Origin of the sequence: Zhengella sp., assembly GCF_041397485.1 — a bacterium.
Lineage (GTDB): Bacteria > Pseudomonadota > Alphaproteobacteria > Rhizobiales > Rhizobiaceae > Zhengella.
The window spans coordinates 214,023-228,845 of the sequence record NZ_JAWKWO010000002.1; the positions used below are offsets into that span (position 1 = coordinate 214,023).

Below are 14,823 nucleotides of genomic sequence, written 5' to 3' on the forward strand. Positions count from 1 at the left end.
GCCGCGAAATCGCCCTGTTTGCCGTGCCGAAGGCGCGCGCTGTCCCGGAACCGTTCCGATTCGCAAGGTAATCCATGTTCGCCCGCATTGCCCCCATTGCCGCCCTCCTGCTCGGAACCGCCTTCCTGCTGGCTGGAAGCGGGCTGCACGGGCTGCTGCTGCCGCTGCGCGGCCAGGCGGAAGGCTTTTCCGCCTTCTCGCTCGGCCTGCTTGGCACCGGCTGGGCGGCCGGCTTCGTGGCCGGCTGCCTCTATGCGCCGCGGCTGGTGCGCAGTGTGGGCCATGTGCGCGCCTTCGCCGCCTTTGCCTCCAGCGGTGCCGTCCTGGCGCTGATGACCGGGATCGTCATCGAACCGGCCGTGTGGATCGCGCTGCGGGTCTGCACCGGCTTCATCATGGCCGGCGCCTTCATGGTGATCGAAAGCTGGCTCAACGAAAAGGCGACCAACGAATCGCGCGGCTCGATCTTCGGTCTCTACATGATGGTGACCTATGCCTCGATCATGGCCGGCCAGATGGGGCTGGCCGCGGGCGATGTCACGCGGCAGACGCCCTTCATGGCTGCCGGCGCGCTGTTCTGCCTGGCCCTGATCCCGATCGCCATGTCGACAGTGGCCAGCCCGCGCCCGCCAACCGGTGTCTCGCTGGACCTGAAGACGCTCTACCGCACCTCGCCGGTGGCCTTTGCGGGCTGTTTCCTGATCGGCGTCGCCAATGGCGCCTGGGGTACGCTCGGCGCCGTCTATGGCGCACAGGCCGGCGTGGGAACCGCCGGCATCGCCGTGATGATGAGCGTGACCGTGGTGGCCGGGGCGCTGATGCAGTGGCCGGCAGGCCGCATGTCCGACAGGACCGACCGGCGCATCGTCCTTCTCGCCATGGCAGGCATTGCCAGTGCCGTCGCGTTGAGCGCCTTCTTCCTTGAGCTGCGCGGCGCGGTGCCGGTCATTTCGCTGGCCGCCGTGTATGGGGCCATGGCCTACACGCTCTATTCGATCGCCGTGGCGCATGCCAACGACCATGCCGGGCCGGAGGATTTCGTGAAGGTGTCCGGTGGCCTGCTGCTGATCTACGGCGCCGGAACCATGGCCGGGCCGCTGCTGGGCGCGACCCTGATGGAAGGCCTTCGCCCTGAGGGCATCTTCCTCGCCACCGCATTGGCACACGGCCTCATCGTGCCCTACACCGCCTGGCGGATGCGCCAGCGTGCTGCCGTGCCGCAGGCGGAAAAGGACACGTTCCAGACGTTGCCGGTGGAGCGGGCGACCACGCCGGAAGCCTACAACCTCGATCCGCGCGGCGAGGAGGATCCGGCCGACACCTGAAAAAATGAAAAACCCGCGCCGGTCGGGACGCGGGTTTCATGCGGAACGGACAAGGCTTGCCGTTTCCGTCACATTGCCGTCAATGGCGGGTCTCTGTCTCCAGCTTGCTGATTTCATCCTTGAGTTTCAGCTTGCGGCGCTTGAGCTCGACAAGTTCGAGATCGTCCACGGAGGGATGAAGCGTCATCTCGTCGATTTTCCGCTCCAGCTCGCCGTGTTTGCGATGCAGTTCCGCAAGATGCGATTCAAGGGACATGGCCAGCTCTCCTTCCGCTGTTTGAACAGGGTCGCCGGGCCCGCACCGCCGCGGGCGAGAAGCCCGGTGACATGACATTACGATGACACTCTGCCAGAGATGAAAGGCGCTGTCGAATGCGTTCTGGTAGAATTCCGTTACAGTCGAAGATATGCTATGGGCCGGGCCACGAAGCAGCCGGCTGCACCCTTTTCAGGGTGGCCGGTACCCAGATGGAAACGAGACCGATGACCGGCATGTCCGAACAGGAACAGGCGGATATCCGCCTTGAATTTGCGCGACTGAAACAGGACCATGCCGACTTCGACGCCGCCATAGACGCCATGATCGCCACGGGCTGCGATCCGCTGCGCATCCAGCGCATGAAGAAGAAGAAGCTTGCCATCAAGGACAGGCTCCAGGCGCTCGAGGATTCCATCATTCCCGACATCATCGCCTGACCCGGCGGGCGCCAGGTCCGAGCAGGAGATTTAGCCATGTCCGCAGCCGCAGACGTCGCCATCATCATGGGCAGCCAGTCCGACTGGCCGACCATGAAACATGCCGCGGACGTGCTCGACGAACTCGGCGTCGCCTACAGCGCGCGGATCGTCTCGGCCCACCGTACGCCCGAGCGTATGTACGACTTCGCCCGCTCCGCCAGGGCCAACGGCTTCAAGGTGATCATTGCCGGCGCCGGCGGCGCGGCGCATCTGCCCGGCATGGTCGCGGCGCTGACGCCCCTGCCGGTTTTCGGCGTTCCGGTGCAGTCTGCCGCCCTTTCGGGGCAGGATTCGCTGCTTTCGATCGTGCAGATGCCGGGCGGCATTCCTGTCGGCACGCTGGCCATCGGCAAGGCGGGGGCAACCAATGCGGGCCTGCTGGCCGCAGCCGTGCTCGCACTTTCCGATGAGGCGCTCGCCGGCCGGCTCGATAGCCTGCGCGCGGCCCGCAGCGCTGCCGTTGGCGAAGAACCGGTGGATGACGCATGAGCCCGCTTCCCCCCAATTCCACGATCGGCATCATCGGTGGCGGCCAGCTTGGCCGCATGCTGGCAATGGCGGCCGCGCGCCTTGGCTACCGCACCGTGATCCTCGAACCCCAGCCCGGCTGTCCGGCGTCGCAGGTGGCCAACGGACAGATCGCGGCGGCCTATGACGATGCCGACGCGCTGGAGGAATTGGCGGCCGCCTGCGATGTCGTGACCTACGAATTCGAGAACGTGCCGGTGATGGCTGCGCGTTCGCTTCTGCCGCGCGTGGCGGTTCATCCCGCCCCGGCGGCCCTTGAGACGGCACAGGACAGGCTTGCGGAAAAGACGTTCCTGAACGGAGCCGGTATCGCCACCGCGCCCTTCCGCGCGGTTGACGGCGACGCGGATCTGGCTGCCGGGCTTGAAGCGTTCGGCGGCAATGGCGTGCTCAAGACCCGCAGGCTGGGCTATGACGGCAAGGGCCAGCGCGTGTTCCGCAATGCCTCCGGCGAGGATGCCGCCGGCGTCTTCGAGGGCATGGGTGCGGTGCCGCTCATCCTGGAAGGCTTCGTGGCGTTCGAGCGCGAGATCTCGGTCATCGCGGCGCGCAGCCAGGATGGAACGATCCGCGCCTATGCGCCGGCGGAGAATGTCCATCGTGACGGGATCCTGCATAGCTCGACCGTTCCTGCCGCCATATCCGCGCAGACGGCCACGGCGGCCATCGCCGCTGCCTCGGCGATCCTGGAAGCGCTTGGATATGTCGGTGTGATCGGCGTGGAATTCTTCGTCATGGCCGATGGCACGCTCGTTGCCAACGAAATGGCGCCGCGGGTTCACAATTCCGGCCACTGGACGGAAGCCGCCTGCGCCATCTCGCAGTTCGAACAGCACATCCGTGCCGTGGCCGGCCTGCCGCTTGGCCTTGGCGACCGCCATTCCGACTGCGTGATGGAAAACCTGATCGGAAACGACATCGACCGGGTGCCGGCCATCGCGCAGGAAGCGGACGCCGTCTTGCATCTCTATGGCAAGGCCGAGGCCCGGCCCGGCCGCAAGATGGGCCATGTGACGCGGCTGAAGCGCCGCTGATGCATCAGGGCAGCCGGAGCATGACGGTCAGGTAACCCGCGTCCTGCAGGTATTCGATCACTTCGAAGAGCGGCAGGGCGGCAAAGAAGACAAGGCCGTCCATGAGTGTCGAGTAAAGCCGGCGCGGAACGATCAGCAGTTCGGCCTCGTCGCGATAGAGGAACGGATTGGGCAGGAAGCGGGGCACCCGGTCACAATAGTCCGCATAAGGCTGGCCCAAGGCGCCCGAAAGGAAGGCCTCTTCCTTGAGGATGAGGATGTGGAAGGCCAGCCAGCAGCCAAACAGGAAGATGACGGCTATGGAGATCGAGCCGGTTTGTGCGCCGACACCGGCAGCGGCGATGGTGGAAAACACATAGAGCGGATTGCGGGTCACCGAATAGGGACCGGACTGCACAAGCACCTGCGCCTTGCGTCCGCCGATATACAGGGTCGACCAGAGCCTGCCCATGATGCCGATCACGATGAAGCCGATTCCCGTCGCCTCGACGAACTCGTGCATTTCGCCATCGCCGGGCGAGGAGACAAAGGCGAGGGCCAGGAAGGCGATCAGCAAGACCACGAACAGCGCCAGCCGGCGCAAGCTCTGGATCCGGTCGAGTTTTTCCCTGCTGAATTCAATGGCCATACGCGCTGCTTTCCCGTCCGTTCGAGCTTGTTTCCGGCCCGCCTCTTGCCCGACCGCGCGGCGGGTCTTAACGTCAAACGCGGCCATGTGCAAACATCCGTACCCTGTCTTTCTATCTCGACGAACATGACATCATGCTGAAAACCAATCCAGACGCAGCCACGACCGGCGGGCTGTTCACACCGAAGCTCGTCACCGTCCTGCGCGAAGGCTATACGGCGGACTGGCTGCGCGCCGATGCGCTGGCCGGCCTCACCGTTGCCATCGTGGCGCTGCCGCTGTCCATGGCGATTGCCATCGCTTCGGGTGTCGGGCCCGAACGCGGCCTCTACACCGCAATCGCCGGCGGTTTTCTGGTCTCGCTGCTTGGCGGCAGCCGCTACCAGATCGGCGGTCCGGCCGGGGCCTTCATCGTGCTGGTCGCCGCCACCGTTGCCGTCCATGGGGTGGACGGACTCATTCTGGCGACCTTCCTTTCCGGCATGATGCTGGCCGGCGCGGGCTGGCTGCGGCTGGGCTCCTACATCAAGTTCATCCCCTATCCCGTGACGGTCGGCTTTACCGCCGGCATCGGGGTCATCATCCTGGCCAGCCAGTTGCGCGATCTGTTCGGCCTCCAACTGCCCGGCGGGGAACCCGGCCCCCTGCCTGAAAAACTGCAGGCGCTGGCGGCCGCCGCCGGCACGGCAAGCCCGGCCGCCATTGCCCTTTCCGTCGGCACGATTGCCCTGATTCTGGGCCTGAAACGGTTTCGCCCCGGCTGGCCGGGCATGATCCTGGCCATCGCAGTCGCCTCGCTGGGCGCCTGGGCGCTGGCCCTGCCGGTGGAAACCATCGGCACGAAATTCGGCGGAATTCCCAGGACGCTGCCGGCACCGGCCCTGCCGGACCTGTCGCTGTCGCGTGTCGTCGACATCCTTCCGGCGGCCATCTCCTTCACGCTCCTTGGCGCCATCGAATCCCTGCTGTCGGCGGTGGTGGCCGACGGCATGACCGGTCGCCGCCACCGCTCCAATTGCGAACTCGTCGGGCAGGGCTTCGCCAATATGGGGTCGGCCCTGTTCGGCGGTTTCTGCGTGACCGGCACGATCGCGCGCACGGCGACGAATGTCCGCTCTGGCGCGCGCAGCCCGGTTTCCGGCATGCTGCATGCCGTCTTCCTGCTGGTCTTCATGGCGGTGGCCGCGCCGTTGGCCGCCTATATCCCGCTGGCCGCGCTGGCCGGCGTACTCGCCATCGTCGCCTGGAACATGGTCGAGAAACACGCCATCGCCGCGCTGGTGCGGGCATCGCGAGGCGACACCCTGGTCCTGGCCGTCACATTTCTGCTCGTCGTCTTCCGCGATCTGACCGAAGGCATCGTGGTCGGTTTCGCGCTGGGCGCCATCCTGTTCATCGACCGCATGGGCAAGATCATCGCGGTGGAGCCGGACAAGCCCTTCGCCGTGACCGACCGGGCAGACCGGATCGGCGAACCGGAACAGGACGAGGCGGGAGACGATCCCGGCATCGTCGTCTATCGCATTTCGGGCGCCTTCTTCTTCGGTGCGGCCTCGACCGTCGGCTCCGTCCTGGACCGGATCGCCGACAAGCACCGGGTCTTCATCCTCGATTGCTCGGCCGTGCCGTTTCTCGATTCCACCGCCGCAAACGTGATCGAGGGCAGCCTGCGCAAGGCGGAGCGCGCGCAGGTCTCGATGATCATTTCCGGCGCCTCCGGTCCCGTGCGTCATATGCTGGAAAGCCAGGGCGTGGCCGCGCCGCGGGTCCGCTATGCCCCTGACATCGCCACCGCACGCGCGATGGCGGGAGAAGCCGCATCAGCCTGACGCCGCACTGTTTGCATCAGCGCCGCTGCCCCAGACGATCTTGCGATAGTCGAAATCGCTTTCCAGCGTCGGCTTGACCACGGCGAAATAGGGCGAAAGATCGAAGTCGCGCGGCGTGAACAGCGTGTGATTGCGGATATGCAGGATCTCGGAGCGGGAATAGGTGGAGGCCGCCGCCGCCCGGCCGGGCGCACGCGTCACCTCAGGCAGGATGGGGTAGGGAACGGACTGGAACGCCTGGGCGATCAGCGAGGAGCAGATGGCGCGGGTCGGATCGCCCGAACCGAAGGCGATCATGCGGCGTCGCCAGCGCACAGGAACCGGCGGAAACGGGAAGAAATAGCGCAGCATGTCCAGGATGTGGCGCATGTCGTATTGCAGGCCGAGGCTGTCGACCATGAAGGCGACAACGCGGTTGCGGTCGGCCTGCGACAGGGCATGGGCGCGGCAGATGCGGGTATTGTAGGTCCGGTATTTCGACAGCGGCACCGAGATGCAGCCTTCTCCCAGCACCACCTCGACGAGGCGGTGCCGCTCGCTGCCGTCACCGGGCGGATCGAGCGCATCGCCGACATAGACCGCCGCGTGGCTCCAGGTGGACTGGGTGAGATATTTTATGACCGCGGAGACACGTTGGTTTCCCTCCACCAGAAGGATGTCGCCGGGCTGAAGGACAGCCTTGAGGGTTTCGGGGTCCGAAGGGGTGTAGGGCTCGTAGCCGGAAGATTCGGTCTGCAGGAATTGCGCGAGCCGCCGGCCGATGCGGTCAGTCAGGTTTGCCATGCGGACCTCCCGTTGCACGGCGCCCATGGGAACAGACTGCGGGGCCGTCGCGCAAGCAGCCAGCCGCGCGATGGCGGAAAAGTGAAGCGCCCCCGCTCACGCCGGCCGCTCAGGCATCCTTCTGCGCCCGTCTCCAGAGCCCGCCAATCATGCCGGCAAGCACGGACGGGTTGTCCCGGAACAGGTAACGCGCACCGCGCCTGGCATTGCGCCTGAGCAGGCGCGAACGCGCATCCACGCAGGCCGTCAACTCGGCAATGCCGTCCGGCCATTCGGCAAGGCCCGGCTCGTTTTCTGCAAGGGCTTGCAGAAGCCAGATGTCGTGGTCCTCGCCCAGGTCGACCTGGATCAGCCGGGCGACATCGGCACGCAGCCGCAACATGCCCGGCCAGGCCGGTTTCAACAGTCGCATGTGCATGCGGTGGTGCTTCACATGCTTGCGGAATTCGTGCCAGGCGTCCGGCGTTCCCGTTTCCACGGCAATGTCGAGAGTGACAGCGGCCTTGCGCATCGCCGCCGACAGACCCGTCTCGATGACACGGCATTGCCGCCGGGGCGACAGGCCATCGGCAAAGCCGTCGAGCGCCCGTACAGCCTGGTCCAGCCGTTCCCCGAGCCTGTCCGGGCTTTCAGCCCATGCACGGGACGCAGTTCGGACACAGGCCGGCCGGTCGAGCGCAGCGCGCAGCCTGTCGAAAAGGTCGGCGGCGGTCCTGTTGCCCTGACCGGCGCACCATTGGCGCATGCTGATGGCGGCTTCGCGATGCGCTTCCTCCTCGCGCGGCATCGCCAGCGCTGCCTGGACAGCCCTCAGTTCCCCGTTGCAGATGCCGCAGGCCGCGCGATCCGCCGCCCGCACCAGGCGCAATGCGGAGCGCGCCCGCTTGACGGCCTTTCGCGCCTCCCATGCGGCAGACGCGCTGGTTGTGTCCACGGCCAGCACCGCCTTGGCCGATGCGGCGGCAGCGGCCACGATGCGGCGGGTTTCATTGCCCAGCGGTTTGCCCGGATCGATCCGGTAGCTCACACGGCATCCTCCGGCAGGCCGTGCATGGCAAGCTGCGTGTTCGACCAGCGCGGGTCGCCCGTCACCTCCGGGCCGCACCATGCCGGCAAGGGCGGATCGTCCGCCTCGCTCTCCATCTCGACCTCGCAGACCATGGCGCCTTCCAGGGCACCATGAAAGACATCGACCTCCCAGACAAAGCCTTCATGGGGGACCAGATAGCGGGTCTTCTCGATCAGGTTGCCAATGCAGCGGTCGAGCAGGCGCCGGGCATGGGCCACGGGAACCGAATATTCATATTCCTCGCGCACCAGACCCGACCCGGCCTTGACGGTCAGCCACGCCGATCCGTCTCCCTTGATGCGGACACGCACGGAATTGCCGTTGCTGATGGCGATATAGCCCTGGAGAAGAAGAGTCCCCGAATCCGCCGACGCCTGCCAACCCTGGTCAGCAACAAGAAACTTCCGCTCGATCTCGATCATCTCCGGTTTCCCGTCCGGTCGGCATCGCGCCCAAGGTCGGCCAAGGGGCAGCAGGCGTCAAGACCCGTGGCGGGAAAAAGGCCTGGCCTGCAACGCCGGGGCGGCATTGTGGCGCGCCGCCTTGCCGCTTGACCGGGCATGCGGACCTGCCTAGTTTAGAATGATTCCAAACTGGAGCCATCCATGATTTCGCGTTTTTTCGGGGCGTCGAAGCGCTCCTTCGACAGCTTGAGCGAACAGGAAATCCTCGCGCTCGCCATTTCATCGGAAGAAGATGACGGGCGCATCTACCGCGCCTATGCGGACGGGTTGCGGGATGATTATCCGGCATCGGCGAAGGTCTTTGACGAGATGGCCGAGGAAGAGGACGAGCACCGCCGCCGTCTCATCGAGACCCATCGCAAGCGCTTCGGCGAAACCATTCCGCTGATCCGGCGCGAGCATGTGCGCGGCTATTACGAGCGCAAGCCGGACTGGCTGGTGCGTCCGCTGGGCATCGAGAAGGTGCGCGAGATGGCCGAGCAGATGGAGGCACAGGCCCACCGCTTCTATCTGGAGGCGGCAAAACGCACATCCGACGCCTCCACGCGCAAACTGCTGGGTGACCTTGCGGCGGCGGAAAAGGCGCATGAAAGCCTGGCGCAGCGGCTGGGGCTCAAGCATCTCGACGAAGATGCGAAGGCGCAGGAGGACGATACCGAGCGGCGGCAGTTCATCCTCACCTATGTCCAGCCGGGCCTTGCCGGCCTGATGGACGGTTCCGTCTCCACGCTGGCGCCGATCTTTGCAACCGCTTTCGCGACGCAGGACACATGGACGACATTTCTTGTCGGCCTTTCAGCCTCGGTCGGGGCGGGCATTTCCATGGGCTTTACCGAAGCCGCCCATGACGACGGCAAGATTTCCGGGCGGGGTTCGCCGATCAAGCGGGGCTTTGCCTCTGGCATCATGACCGCCATTGGCGGGCTGGGCCATGCCCTGCCCTATCTCATTCCGGAATTCTGGACGGCGACGATCACGGCATCGGCGATCGTGTTCCTTGAATTGTGGGTCATTGCCTGGATTCAGAATCACTGGATGGAGACGCCTTGGAGCCGGGCGATCTTCCAGGTGGTGCTCGGCGGGGCGCTGGTCTTCGCGGCGGGCATGCTGATCGGCAATGCCTGAACCGGCGGCGGCTTGCGCCGTCGCGATGCCGGGCATCGGGCGAGGATTTCGGCGCAGCCAGAGCGGAAAAGACACCCAAGCCGAAGAGGCAAGCAAATGAAATCAAATCAGAAACTGCAATCATCTGAGCTTGGTTTCTTGCACGCTGACAGCGTTGCGCACGGGCTGGCGGTGCTTGCACCGCGTCGCCGTACGCGTCTCGTCAGCGCACAAGCTCCCGGCGTTCAAACGATTCAATATTCGCCGGAAATACTCTAGACTGGGTACCGGCGAGGCGTCGGCAGGACAGGGCGTTGAACAGGGCAGGTGTGATCGCGCAGGAGGATGAACCGGCATTCCGGCCCAGCGCGGTCAGCAATCCGCTGGCCAATGCCGCCCTTGCCGGAACCTGTCTTCTGGCCTGCATGGAAGCCGTCAGCCCCGGCCACTGGTTCGGACCGGCCTCGGCGCTCACCCTGCTTGTGTTCATGGTCTCCGGCCACCGCATCCTGCGGCTCAGGGAGCGTTACCTCGCGGCTCTTGCAGCGGTAGCGGCGGCCCTGGCGCTCGCCCTTCTGCCTGATGCCGGGGCGGTGCTTGTGACGGCGGCGACGCGCTCGGCCTATCTCTTCGCCTTCATCACGCTGCTGGCGGTGCTGAAGGCCGGTGCCTCGGTTTCGCAATCTGTCTTGTCGGTTGGCACGTGGCTGACGCTGCAACCGCCCGGGCGCCGCTTTCTGGCCATCGCGTCCGGCGGGCACCTGATGGGCGTGATCATGAATTTCGGCGCGCTCAGCCTGCTGGGCCCGCTGGTGCAGCGCGGCGCGAGGGCCGGCGGGCGGGGTATGGATCCCGCGGTCGTCGCGATCCGTGAACAGCGGCAATTGTCGGCGCTGTCGCGTGGTTTCTCGCTGTTCATCCTCTGGTCGCCGACCGCCATCTCGCAATATGTCTGCGTCTCGGTCGTGCCGGGCGCGACGGCAACGCATCTGGCGGGCTGGGGCGCGGCGACGGCTGTCGTTCTGGCATTCGCGGGCTGGATGGAAGACCGGATGACAGGCCGCGCGGCGCGCCGGCGGCTGGCCAATCCGCTTGCCGCCGCCACCGTGCCATCGCTGCCTGCAGATGACGCCTGGCGGCTGGCCGGCGTCTATGCGGCGCTTGCCCTGCTTGCCGGCATGCTGGTTCTCGCTTTCGCCGTGCCGGCAGTCACCGCCATCATGCTCACCGCCGTACCGGCGACGATCGGCTGGCTGGCCGTTCAGGCACTCACCGGGCGCGGAGACGGAACCCCGCCAGGCGAGGCAGTGCGCGGGCTTTTCCTGCGCGCCATGCCCGATGGCAGCCCGGAGGCGGTGACGCTGGCACTGGCCGGCTTTGTCGGGCTGGTGATGGCACGGGTGCTGCCGTCGCAATGGCTGGCGGAAACGGCAGGGCTGTCGGGCCTCCCGCCCCTCCTCATCCAGGCTTTCGTGCTGGCGCTGGTGCCGCTGGCCTCGATGGCGGCGCTGCCTCCCATGCTCACCGTCACCTTCCTCGGCGCCTTCCTGTCCCAGGCGCTGGCCGGCATCATCGAGCCTGACCTGCTGGCGCTGACACTGGTCATGGGCTGGTGCCTGAACCTGACGTCCTCGCCCTTCGGCGCAACCAATCTCATCCTCTCGCGGATCACCGATGTGCCGGCCACGCGCCTCGCCTTCGCATGGAACGGACGCTACGGCGCCATGGCGTTCCTGATCTGCCTGGCTGCGCTCTGGTTGCTTTCGCTACGCTGAAGGACAAAAGACTTGCCCTTTCGGGTCAGGCGGTTACGCTTGCCCCTCCAGAAGAAGAAGCTGTGACACGGGAGGAGATCAGCATGAAGAGGATACTGGCGACAGCCCTGCTTTCAACGGTGGCATTCGGTTTCGCCGCCGAGGCGATGGCAACGGAATGGAACGTCTCTGTCTGGGGCAAGCGCCGCGCCTTTACCGAACACATCCACAAGCTGGCCGATCTGGTTTCGGAAAAGACCGGCGGCGGCTTCACCATGAACATCTCCTATGGCGGCTTGTCGAAGAACCGCGAAAACCTCGACGGCATTTCCATTGGCGCCTTCGAGATGGCGCAATTCTGCGCCGCCTATCATCCGGACAAGAATCCCACGCTGATGGTCCTCGACCTGCCGTTCATCGGTGTCCAGACGCTGCGCCAGGAAGGGGCGCTGGACGAGGCGCTGTACAAGCACCCGGCTGTTGTCCAGGATCTGGCGCGCTGGAACGCAACCATCCTGATGGCCTCGCCGCTGCCGCAATACAATCTGGCCGGCGTGGGCGAGCCGCCGAAAACGCTGGAGGACTTCGATGGCCTGCGCGTGCGTGCCACGGGCGGCATGGGCAATGCCTTCGAGAAGATCGGCTCGGTTCCCACTTCGGTTACGTCGGCAGAAGCCTACAATGCGCTGGAATCGGGCGTCGTGGACGCGGTGGCCTTCGCGCCGCACGCGCACATGTCCTTCCGCACGACCGATATCGCGAAATGGTGGACGACCAACCTCAATCCCGGTTCGGTGAACTGTCCGGTTGTCGTCAACAACGATGCGCTGGCGGCCCTATCGGATGAGGAACGCGAGGCGCTGATGTCGTCGGTTCCCGAAGCGATGGAAGCCTATTACGACGCCTATGACGTGGTCTACGAGAAGTGGGGACCGCTGCTGAAGGAAAAGGGAATCGAGGAAATCACCCTTTCCGACGATGTGATCGGGGCGATCAAGGAGGCGGCAGCGCCGGTGCGTGACGAGTGGATCAAGGCCAATGCCGGGGCCGGCCTGCCCGCGCAGGAGCTTTACGACTTCACGCTGAAGACCGTCGAGGAAACGAAGGACATGTAAACGGCCGCAAGGCCTGTCACTCCATCGCGGCGCCTGGCCGGGCGCCGCGGTTCGTATTCGACTCGCAAGGAGGGGTGCCGCATGTCGACGGGCAATGTGCGCGAGGATGGTTCGGCGGCCAGCCGGGCTGACCGCGCGCTGTTCAAGCTGGAAAGCGGACTCAATCTGGTGGCCGGTCTCGTCATCCTGACGGTGATGCTGCTGTCGGTGGCCAATATCCTGTTGCGCAAGTTCTTCAACTGGCCGGTACCGGGCTATATCGACTGGATGATCTCGGCCGTGCCGCTGATGGCGTTTCTCGGCATTTCCTTCACGCAGCGGCTCGGCGGCCATATTCGAATGGATCTGCTGGTTTCCAGGCTGAAAGGCCGGGCCCTGTGGATCGCCGAGTTCATCGGCATTCTCGGCATCATGCTGATTACGCTCGTGCTGATCTACGGCTCCTGGGATCATGCCATGCGGGCGCTCAATTTCGGCGATTCCACCGGCGACATCCGTCTGCCCACCTGGCCGGTGAAGATCGTCGTGCCCATTTGCCTTGCCATTCTGGCGGTGCGGCTCGGGTTGCAGTTATGGGCCTATGGGCGGGCGGTGCGCACGGGCGAGGACGAGCCCGTGGCCGTGCCGCTGATCGAGGATGCGGCCAGCCAGGCCGCGCATGAGGCGGAGACGGTCTCCGGCCTGGAAGACGAGGCGCAGCGATGACCACGACCATCGAAGTTGCCATCGCCCTTTCCGGTCTTCTCATCATCCTCGTGCTGATGGGCATGCGCGTGGCTTTCGCCACGGCCCTGATCGGCTTTCTCGGCCTGTTCGTCATCTTCGCCATCGACAAGAACCAGGGGCTTGCGCGCGGCTTCATGACCGCGGTCAAGATTTCCGGCCAGATTCCCCATTCCAAGACGGCCAGCCACGTGCTGGCGCTCATCCCGACCTTCATCCTGATCGGCTATCTTGCCTATTATGCGGGGCTCACGCGGGCGCTGTTCGAGGCGGCCAAGCGCTGGGTAGGCTGGCTGCCGGGCGGCCTTGGCGTGGCCACGGTGTTCGCCACGGCCGGTTTCGCCGCCGTGTCCGGCGCGTCGGTCGCCACCTCTGCCGTGTTCGCGCGCATTGCCATCCCGGAAATGCTGAAGCTGAATTACGACCGGCGTTTCGCGGCGGGCGTCGTGGCGGCTGGCGGCACGCTGGCCTCCCTGATCCCGCCCTCCGCCATCCTGGTCATCTATGCCATCATCACCGAATCCAGCGTCGGGCAATTGCTGATGGCGGGCTTCCTGCCGGGCCTCGTCTCGGCAATCATCTATGCCGCGCTGATCGTTGGCCTTGCCAAATGGCGCAAGACGCTGGGGCCACCCGTGCGCGGCTATACCTGGAAGCAGCGCTTCGAGACGGTGCCGGGCGCGCTGCCCATCTTCGCCGTGGTGGCCATCATCATCTACTGCATCTATTTCGGCTGGGGCACCCCCACCGAAGCAGGCGCGCTGGGGGCCTTCATCGTGCTCGTGATGGCGCTCTACAAGGGCATGCGCTGGGGCAACCTGAAAAGCGCGCTGGCGGAAACCGCCAAGCTGACGGCGATGATCTTCACCATGATCTGGGGCGTTCTTATCTACGTGCGCTATCTGGGCTTCGCCAACCTGCCGGAAGCCTTTGCCGACTGGATCGCATCGCTGCATCAGCCACCCATGCTGACGCTGATGTTCATCCTGCTGGCCTATGTCATCCTGGGCATGTTCATGGATGCGATCGGCATGCTGATCCTCACCCTGCCGGTCACCTTTCCGGCGGTCATGGCGCTCAATGGCGGTGAAAGCGTCACTGCGGCAGCTTCGGCCCTGGGCATGAGCGGGCCGGAATGCGCCGTCTGGTTCGGCATCATCGTGGTCAAGATGGCGGAATTGTGCCTGATCACGCCGCCCATCGGGCTCAATTGTTTCGTGGTGGCCGGCGTTCGGCCTGACATCTCGGTTCAGGACGTGTTTCGCGGGGCCTCGCCCTTCTTCATCGCCGACGTGGTGACGGTGGGTGTGCTCATCGCCTTCCCGCAGATCGTGCTCTGGTTGCCGCGGCTGGTGCTGGGCTAGGAAAATTCGTGCGTGAACCGGGATTCGTTCAGCAAGGATTCACTTCTTTGTGCAATCCTTCTGACAATCACGATTTTCCCGGCGCGAGAGGCATCAGGTGCCACGCGCCTTGCATCCCGGAGACGAGGCGATGGACCTGCCACGCGCCATCCGCCGCTCAAGCGCGGCCTTGTTCGAATTTGTCTGGCCCAGCTATCAGCCGGAACGCCACTACATGCGCGGCCCCGGTCCGGCCTGTGCCAAGCGCCGCCAGAAGACGGGCGAGTTGCACGGCACGATGCAGTTCTGAGCCAACGGGCCGTCAGGCCTGTGCTTGAAGAGGATCGGGAACGGCCCCGCCAAGGCAGCGGGCCGTTTTTTGTTCC

General features: G+C 65.3%; 16 protein-coding genes. 11 read left to right on the forward strand and 5 right to left on the reverse strand.

The window, feature by feature from the left end:
- Positions 1-74 precede the first annotated feature (74 nt).
- The gene (locus R3D65_RS07025) at positions 75-1,325 is read left to right on the forward strand and encodes an MFS transporter (protein WP_371274507.1); all 1,251 of its coding nucleotides are present in this window, start codon (positions 75-77) and stop codon (positions 1,323-1,325) included.
- 79 nt (positions 1,326-1,404) lie between these two features.
- On the opposite strand, the gene R3D65_RS07030 is transcribed toward R3D65_RS07025, so the two are convergent.
- Positions 1,405-1,581, reverse strand: a complete 177-nt coding sequence (locus R3D65_RS07030) for a YdcH family protein (protein WP_371274508.1) — start codon at positions 1,579-1,581, stop codon at positions 1,405-1,407.
- Positions 1,582-1,817: 236 nt separating this feature from the next.
- Here R3D65_RS07030 and R3D65_RS07035 point away from each other — a divergent pair, with 236 nt between their 5' ends.
- From R3D65_RS07035 to R3D65_RS07045, 3 genes are read left to right on the forward strand one after another with little or no spacing between them, the layout of a single operon-like run.
- A complete protein-coding gene (locus R3D65_RS07035) occupies positions 1,818-2,021 on the forward strand; it encodes a YdcH family protein (RefSeq protein ID WP_371275003.1) in 204 nt (67 codons plus the stop codon).
- Positions 2,022-2,057: 36 nt separating this feature from the next.
- Positions 2,058-2,552, forward strand: coding sequence for a 5-(carboxyamino)imidazole ribonucleotide mutase (gene purE, locus R3D65_RS07040; protein WP_371274509.1), 495 nt, complete (start codon positions 2,058-2,060; stop codon positions 2,550-2,552).
- Positions 2,549-3,625 carry a 5-(carboxyamino)imidazole ribonucleotide synthase gene (locus R3D65_RS07045; RefSeq protein ID WP_371274510.1) on the forward strand — a complete coding sequence of 359 codons (1,077 nt, stop codon included), beginning with the start codon at positions 2,549-2,551 and terminating at the stop codon, positions 3,623-3,625. Before purE ends, R3D65_RS07045 begins: the two co-directional genes overlap by 4 nt.
- 4 nt (positions 3,626-3,629) lie before the next feature.
- Here the strand turns inward: R3D65_RS07045 and R3D65_RS07050 are convergent, their stop codons facing one another.
- Complete coding sequence (locus tag R3D65_RS07050; RefSeq protein ID WP_371274511.1) at positions 3,630-4,253, reverse strand: isoprenylcysteine carboxylmethyltransferase family protein; 624 nt, start codon at positions 4,251-4,253, stop codon at positions 3,630-3,632.
- A gap of 134 nt (positions 4,254-4,387) precedes the next feature.
- On the opposite strand from R3D65_RS07050, the gene R3D65_RS07055 reads away from it, so the two are divergent.
- The gene (locus tag R3D65_RS07055) at positions 4,388-6,082 is read left to right on the forward strand and encodes a SulP family inorganic anion transporter (RefSeq protein ID WP_371274512.1); all 1,695 of its coding nucleotides are present in this window, start codon (positions 4,388-4,390) and stop codon (positions 6,080-6,082) included.
- Here R3D65_RS07055 and R3D65_RS07060 read toward each other — a convergent pair.
- The 3 genes from R3D65_RS07060 to R3D65_RS07070 all read right to left on the reverse strand — a co-directional run bounded on the left by R3D65_RS07060 (position 6,074) and on the right by R3D65_RS07070 (position 8,356).
- The gene (locus tag R3D65_RS07060; RefSeq protein WP_371274513.1) at positions 6,074-6,865 is read right to left on the reverse strand and encodes a YiiX/YebB-like N1pC/P60 family cysteine hydrolase; all 792 of its coding nucleotides are present in this window, start codon (positions 6,863-6,865) and stop codon (positions 6,074-6,076) included. The genes R3D65_RS07055 and R3D65_RS07060 overlap by 9 nt on opposite strands.
- Before the next feature lie 109 nt (positions 6,866-6,974).
- Complete coding sequence (locus R3D65_RS07065) at positions 6,975-7,892, reverse strand: CHAD domain-containing protein (protein ID WP_371274514.1); 918 nt, start codon at positions 7,890-7,892, stop codon at positions 6,975-6,977.
- Positions 7,889-8,356, reverse strand: coding sequence for a CYTH domain-containing protein (locus tag R3D65_RS07070; RefSeq protein WP_371274515.1), 468 nt, complete (start codon positions 8,354-8,356; stop codon positions 7,889-7,891). The genes R3D65_RS07065 and R3D65_RS07070 overlap by 4 nt, the downstream gene beginning before the upstream one ends.
- Before the next feature lie 183 nt (positions 8,357-8,539).
- Here R3D65_RS07070 and mbfA point away from each other — a divergent pair, with 183 nt between their 5' ends.
- From mbfA to R3D65_RS07100, 6 genes are all read left to right on the forward strand, one after another.
- Positions 8,540-9,523: an iron exporter MbfA gene (gene mbfA, locus R3D65_RS07075; protein ID WP_371274516.1), complete on the forward strand. Its 984-nt coding sequence runs from the start codon at positions 8,540-8,542 to the stop codon at positions 9,521-9,523.
- Positions 9,524-9,816: 293 nt separating this feature from the next.
- On the forward strand, positions 9,817-11,277 hold the full coding sequence (locus R3D65_RS07080) for a hypothetical protein (RefSeq protein ID WP_371274517.1): 1,461 nt from the start codon (positions 9,817-9,819) through the stop codon (positions 11,275-11,277).
- Between the two features lie 83 nt (positions 11,278-11,360).
- Positions 11,361-12,371 carry a C4-dicarboxylate TRAP transporter substrate-binding protein gene (locus R3D65_RS07085; RefSeq protein WP_371274518.1) on the forward strand — a complete coding sequence of 337 codons (1,011 nt, stop codon included), beginning with the start codon at positions 11,361-11,363 and terminating at the stop codon, positions 12,369-12,371.
- An 81-nt stretch (positions 12,372-12,452) separates the two neighbouring features.
- A complete protein-coding gene (locus tag R3D65_RS07090; protein WP_371274519.1) occupies positions 12,453-13,076 on the forward strand; it encodes a TRAP transporter small permease subunit in 624 nt (207 codons plus the stop codon).
- A complete protein-coding gene (locus R3D65_RS07095; RefSeq protein WP_371274520.1) occupies positions 13,073-14,458 on the forward strand; it encodes a TRAP transporter large permease in 1,386 nt (461 codons plus the stop codon). The genes R3D65_RS07090 and R3D65_RS07095 overlap by 4 nt, the downstream gene beginning before the upstream one ends.
- Before the next feature lie 130 nt (positions 14,459-14,588).
- Positions 14,589-14,747 (forward strand): hypothetical protein, encoded by a 159-nt coding sequence (locus tag R3D65_RS07100; RefSeq protein WP_371274521.1) that lies wholly within the window; start codon positions 14,589-14,591, stop codon positions 14,745-14,747.
- Positions 14,748-14,823: the final 76 nt, after the last annotated feature.

Excerpts from the sequence above, each read along its gene's own strand:
- R3D65_RS07025 (WP_371274507.1), top strand. The coding sequence starts at position 75 with ATGTTCGCCCGCATTGCCCCCATTGCCGCCCTCCTGCTCGGAACCGCC.
- R3D65_RS07030 (WP_371274508.1), bottom strand. The coding sequence starts at position 1,581 with ATGTCCCTTGAATCGCATCTTGCGGAACTGCATCGCAAACACGGCGAG.
- R3D65_RS07035 (WP_371275003.1), top strand. The coding sequence starts at position 1,818 with ATGTCCGAACAGGAACAGGCGGATATCCGCCTTGAATTTGCGCGACTG.
- purE (WP_371274509.1), top strand. The coding sequence starts at position 2,058 with ATGTCCGCAGCCGCAGACGTCGCCATCATCATGGGCAGCCAGTCCGAC.
- R3D65_RS07045 (WP_371274510.1), top strand. The coding sequence starts at position 2,549 with ATGAGCCCGCTTCCCCCCAATTCCACGATCGGCATCATCGGTGGCGGC.
- R3D65_RS07050 (WP_371274511.1), bottom strand. The coding sequence starts at position 4,253 with ATGGCCATTGAATTCAGCAGGGAAAAACTCGACCGGATCCAGAGCTTG.
- R3D65_RS07055 (WP_371274512.1), top strand. The coding sequence starts at position 4,388 with ATGCTGAAAACCAATCCAGACGCAGCCACGACCGGCGGGCTGTTCACA.
- R3D65_RS07060 (WP_371274513.1), bottom strand. The coding sequence starts at position 6,865 with ATGGCAAACCTGACTGACCGCATCGGCCGGCGGCTCGCGCAATTCCTG.
- R3D65_RS07070 (WP_371274515.1), bottom strand. The coding sequence starts at position 8,356 with ATGATCGAGATCGAGCGGAAGTTTCTTGTTGCTGACCAGGGTTGGCAG.
- mbfA (WP_371274516.1), top strand. The coding sequence starts at position 8,540 with ATGATTTCGCGTTTTTTCGGGGCGTCGAAGCGCTCCTTCGACAGCTTG.
- R3D65_RS07085 (WP_371274518.1), top strand. The coding sequence starts at position 11,361 with ATGAAGAGGATACTGGCGACAGCCCTGCTTTCAACGGTGGCATTCGGT.
- R3D65_RS07090 (WP_371274519.1), top strand. The coding sequence starts at position 12,453 with ATGTCGACGGGCAATGTGCGCGAGGATGGTTCGGCGGCCAGCCGGGCT.
- R3D65_RS07095 (WP_371274520.1), top strand. The coding sequence starts at position 13,073 with ATGACCACGACCATCGAAGTTGCCATCGCCCTTTCCGGTCTTCTCATC.
- R3D65_RS07100 (WP_371274521.1), top strand. The coding sequence starts at position 14,589 with ATGGACCTGCCACGCGCCATCCGCCGCTCAAGCGCGGCCTTGTTCGAA.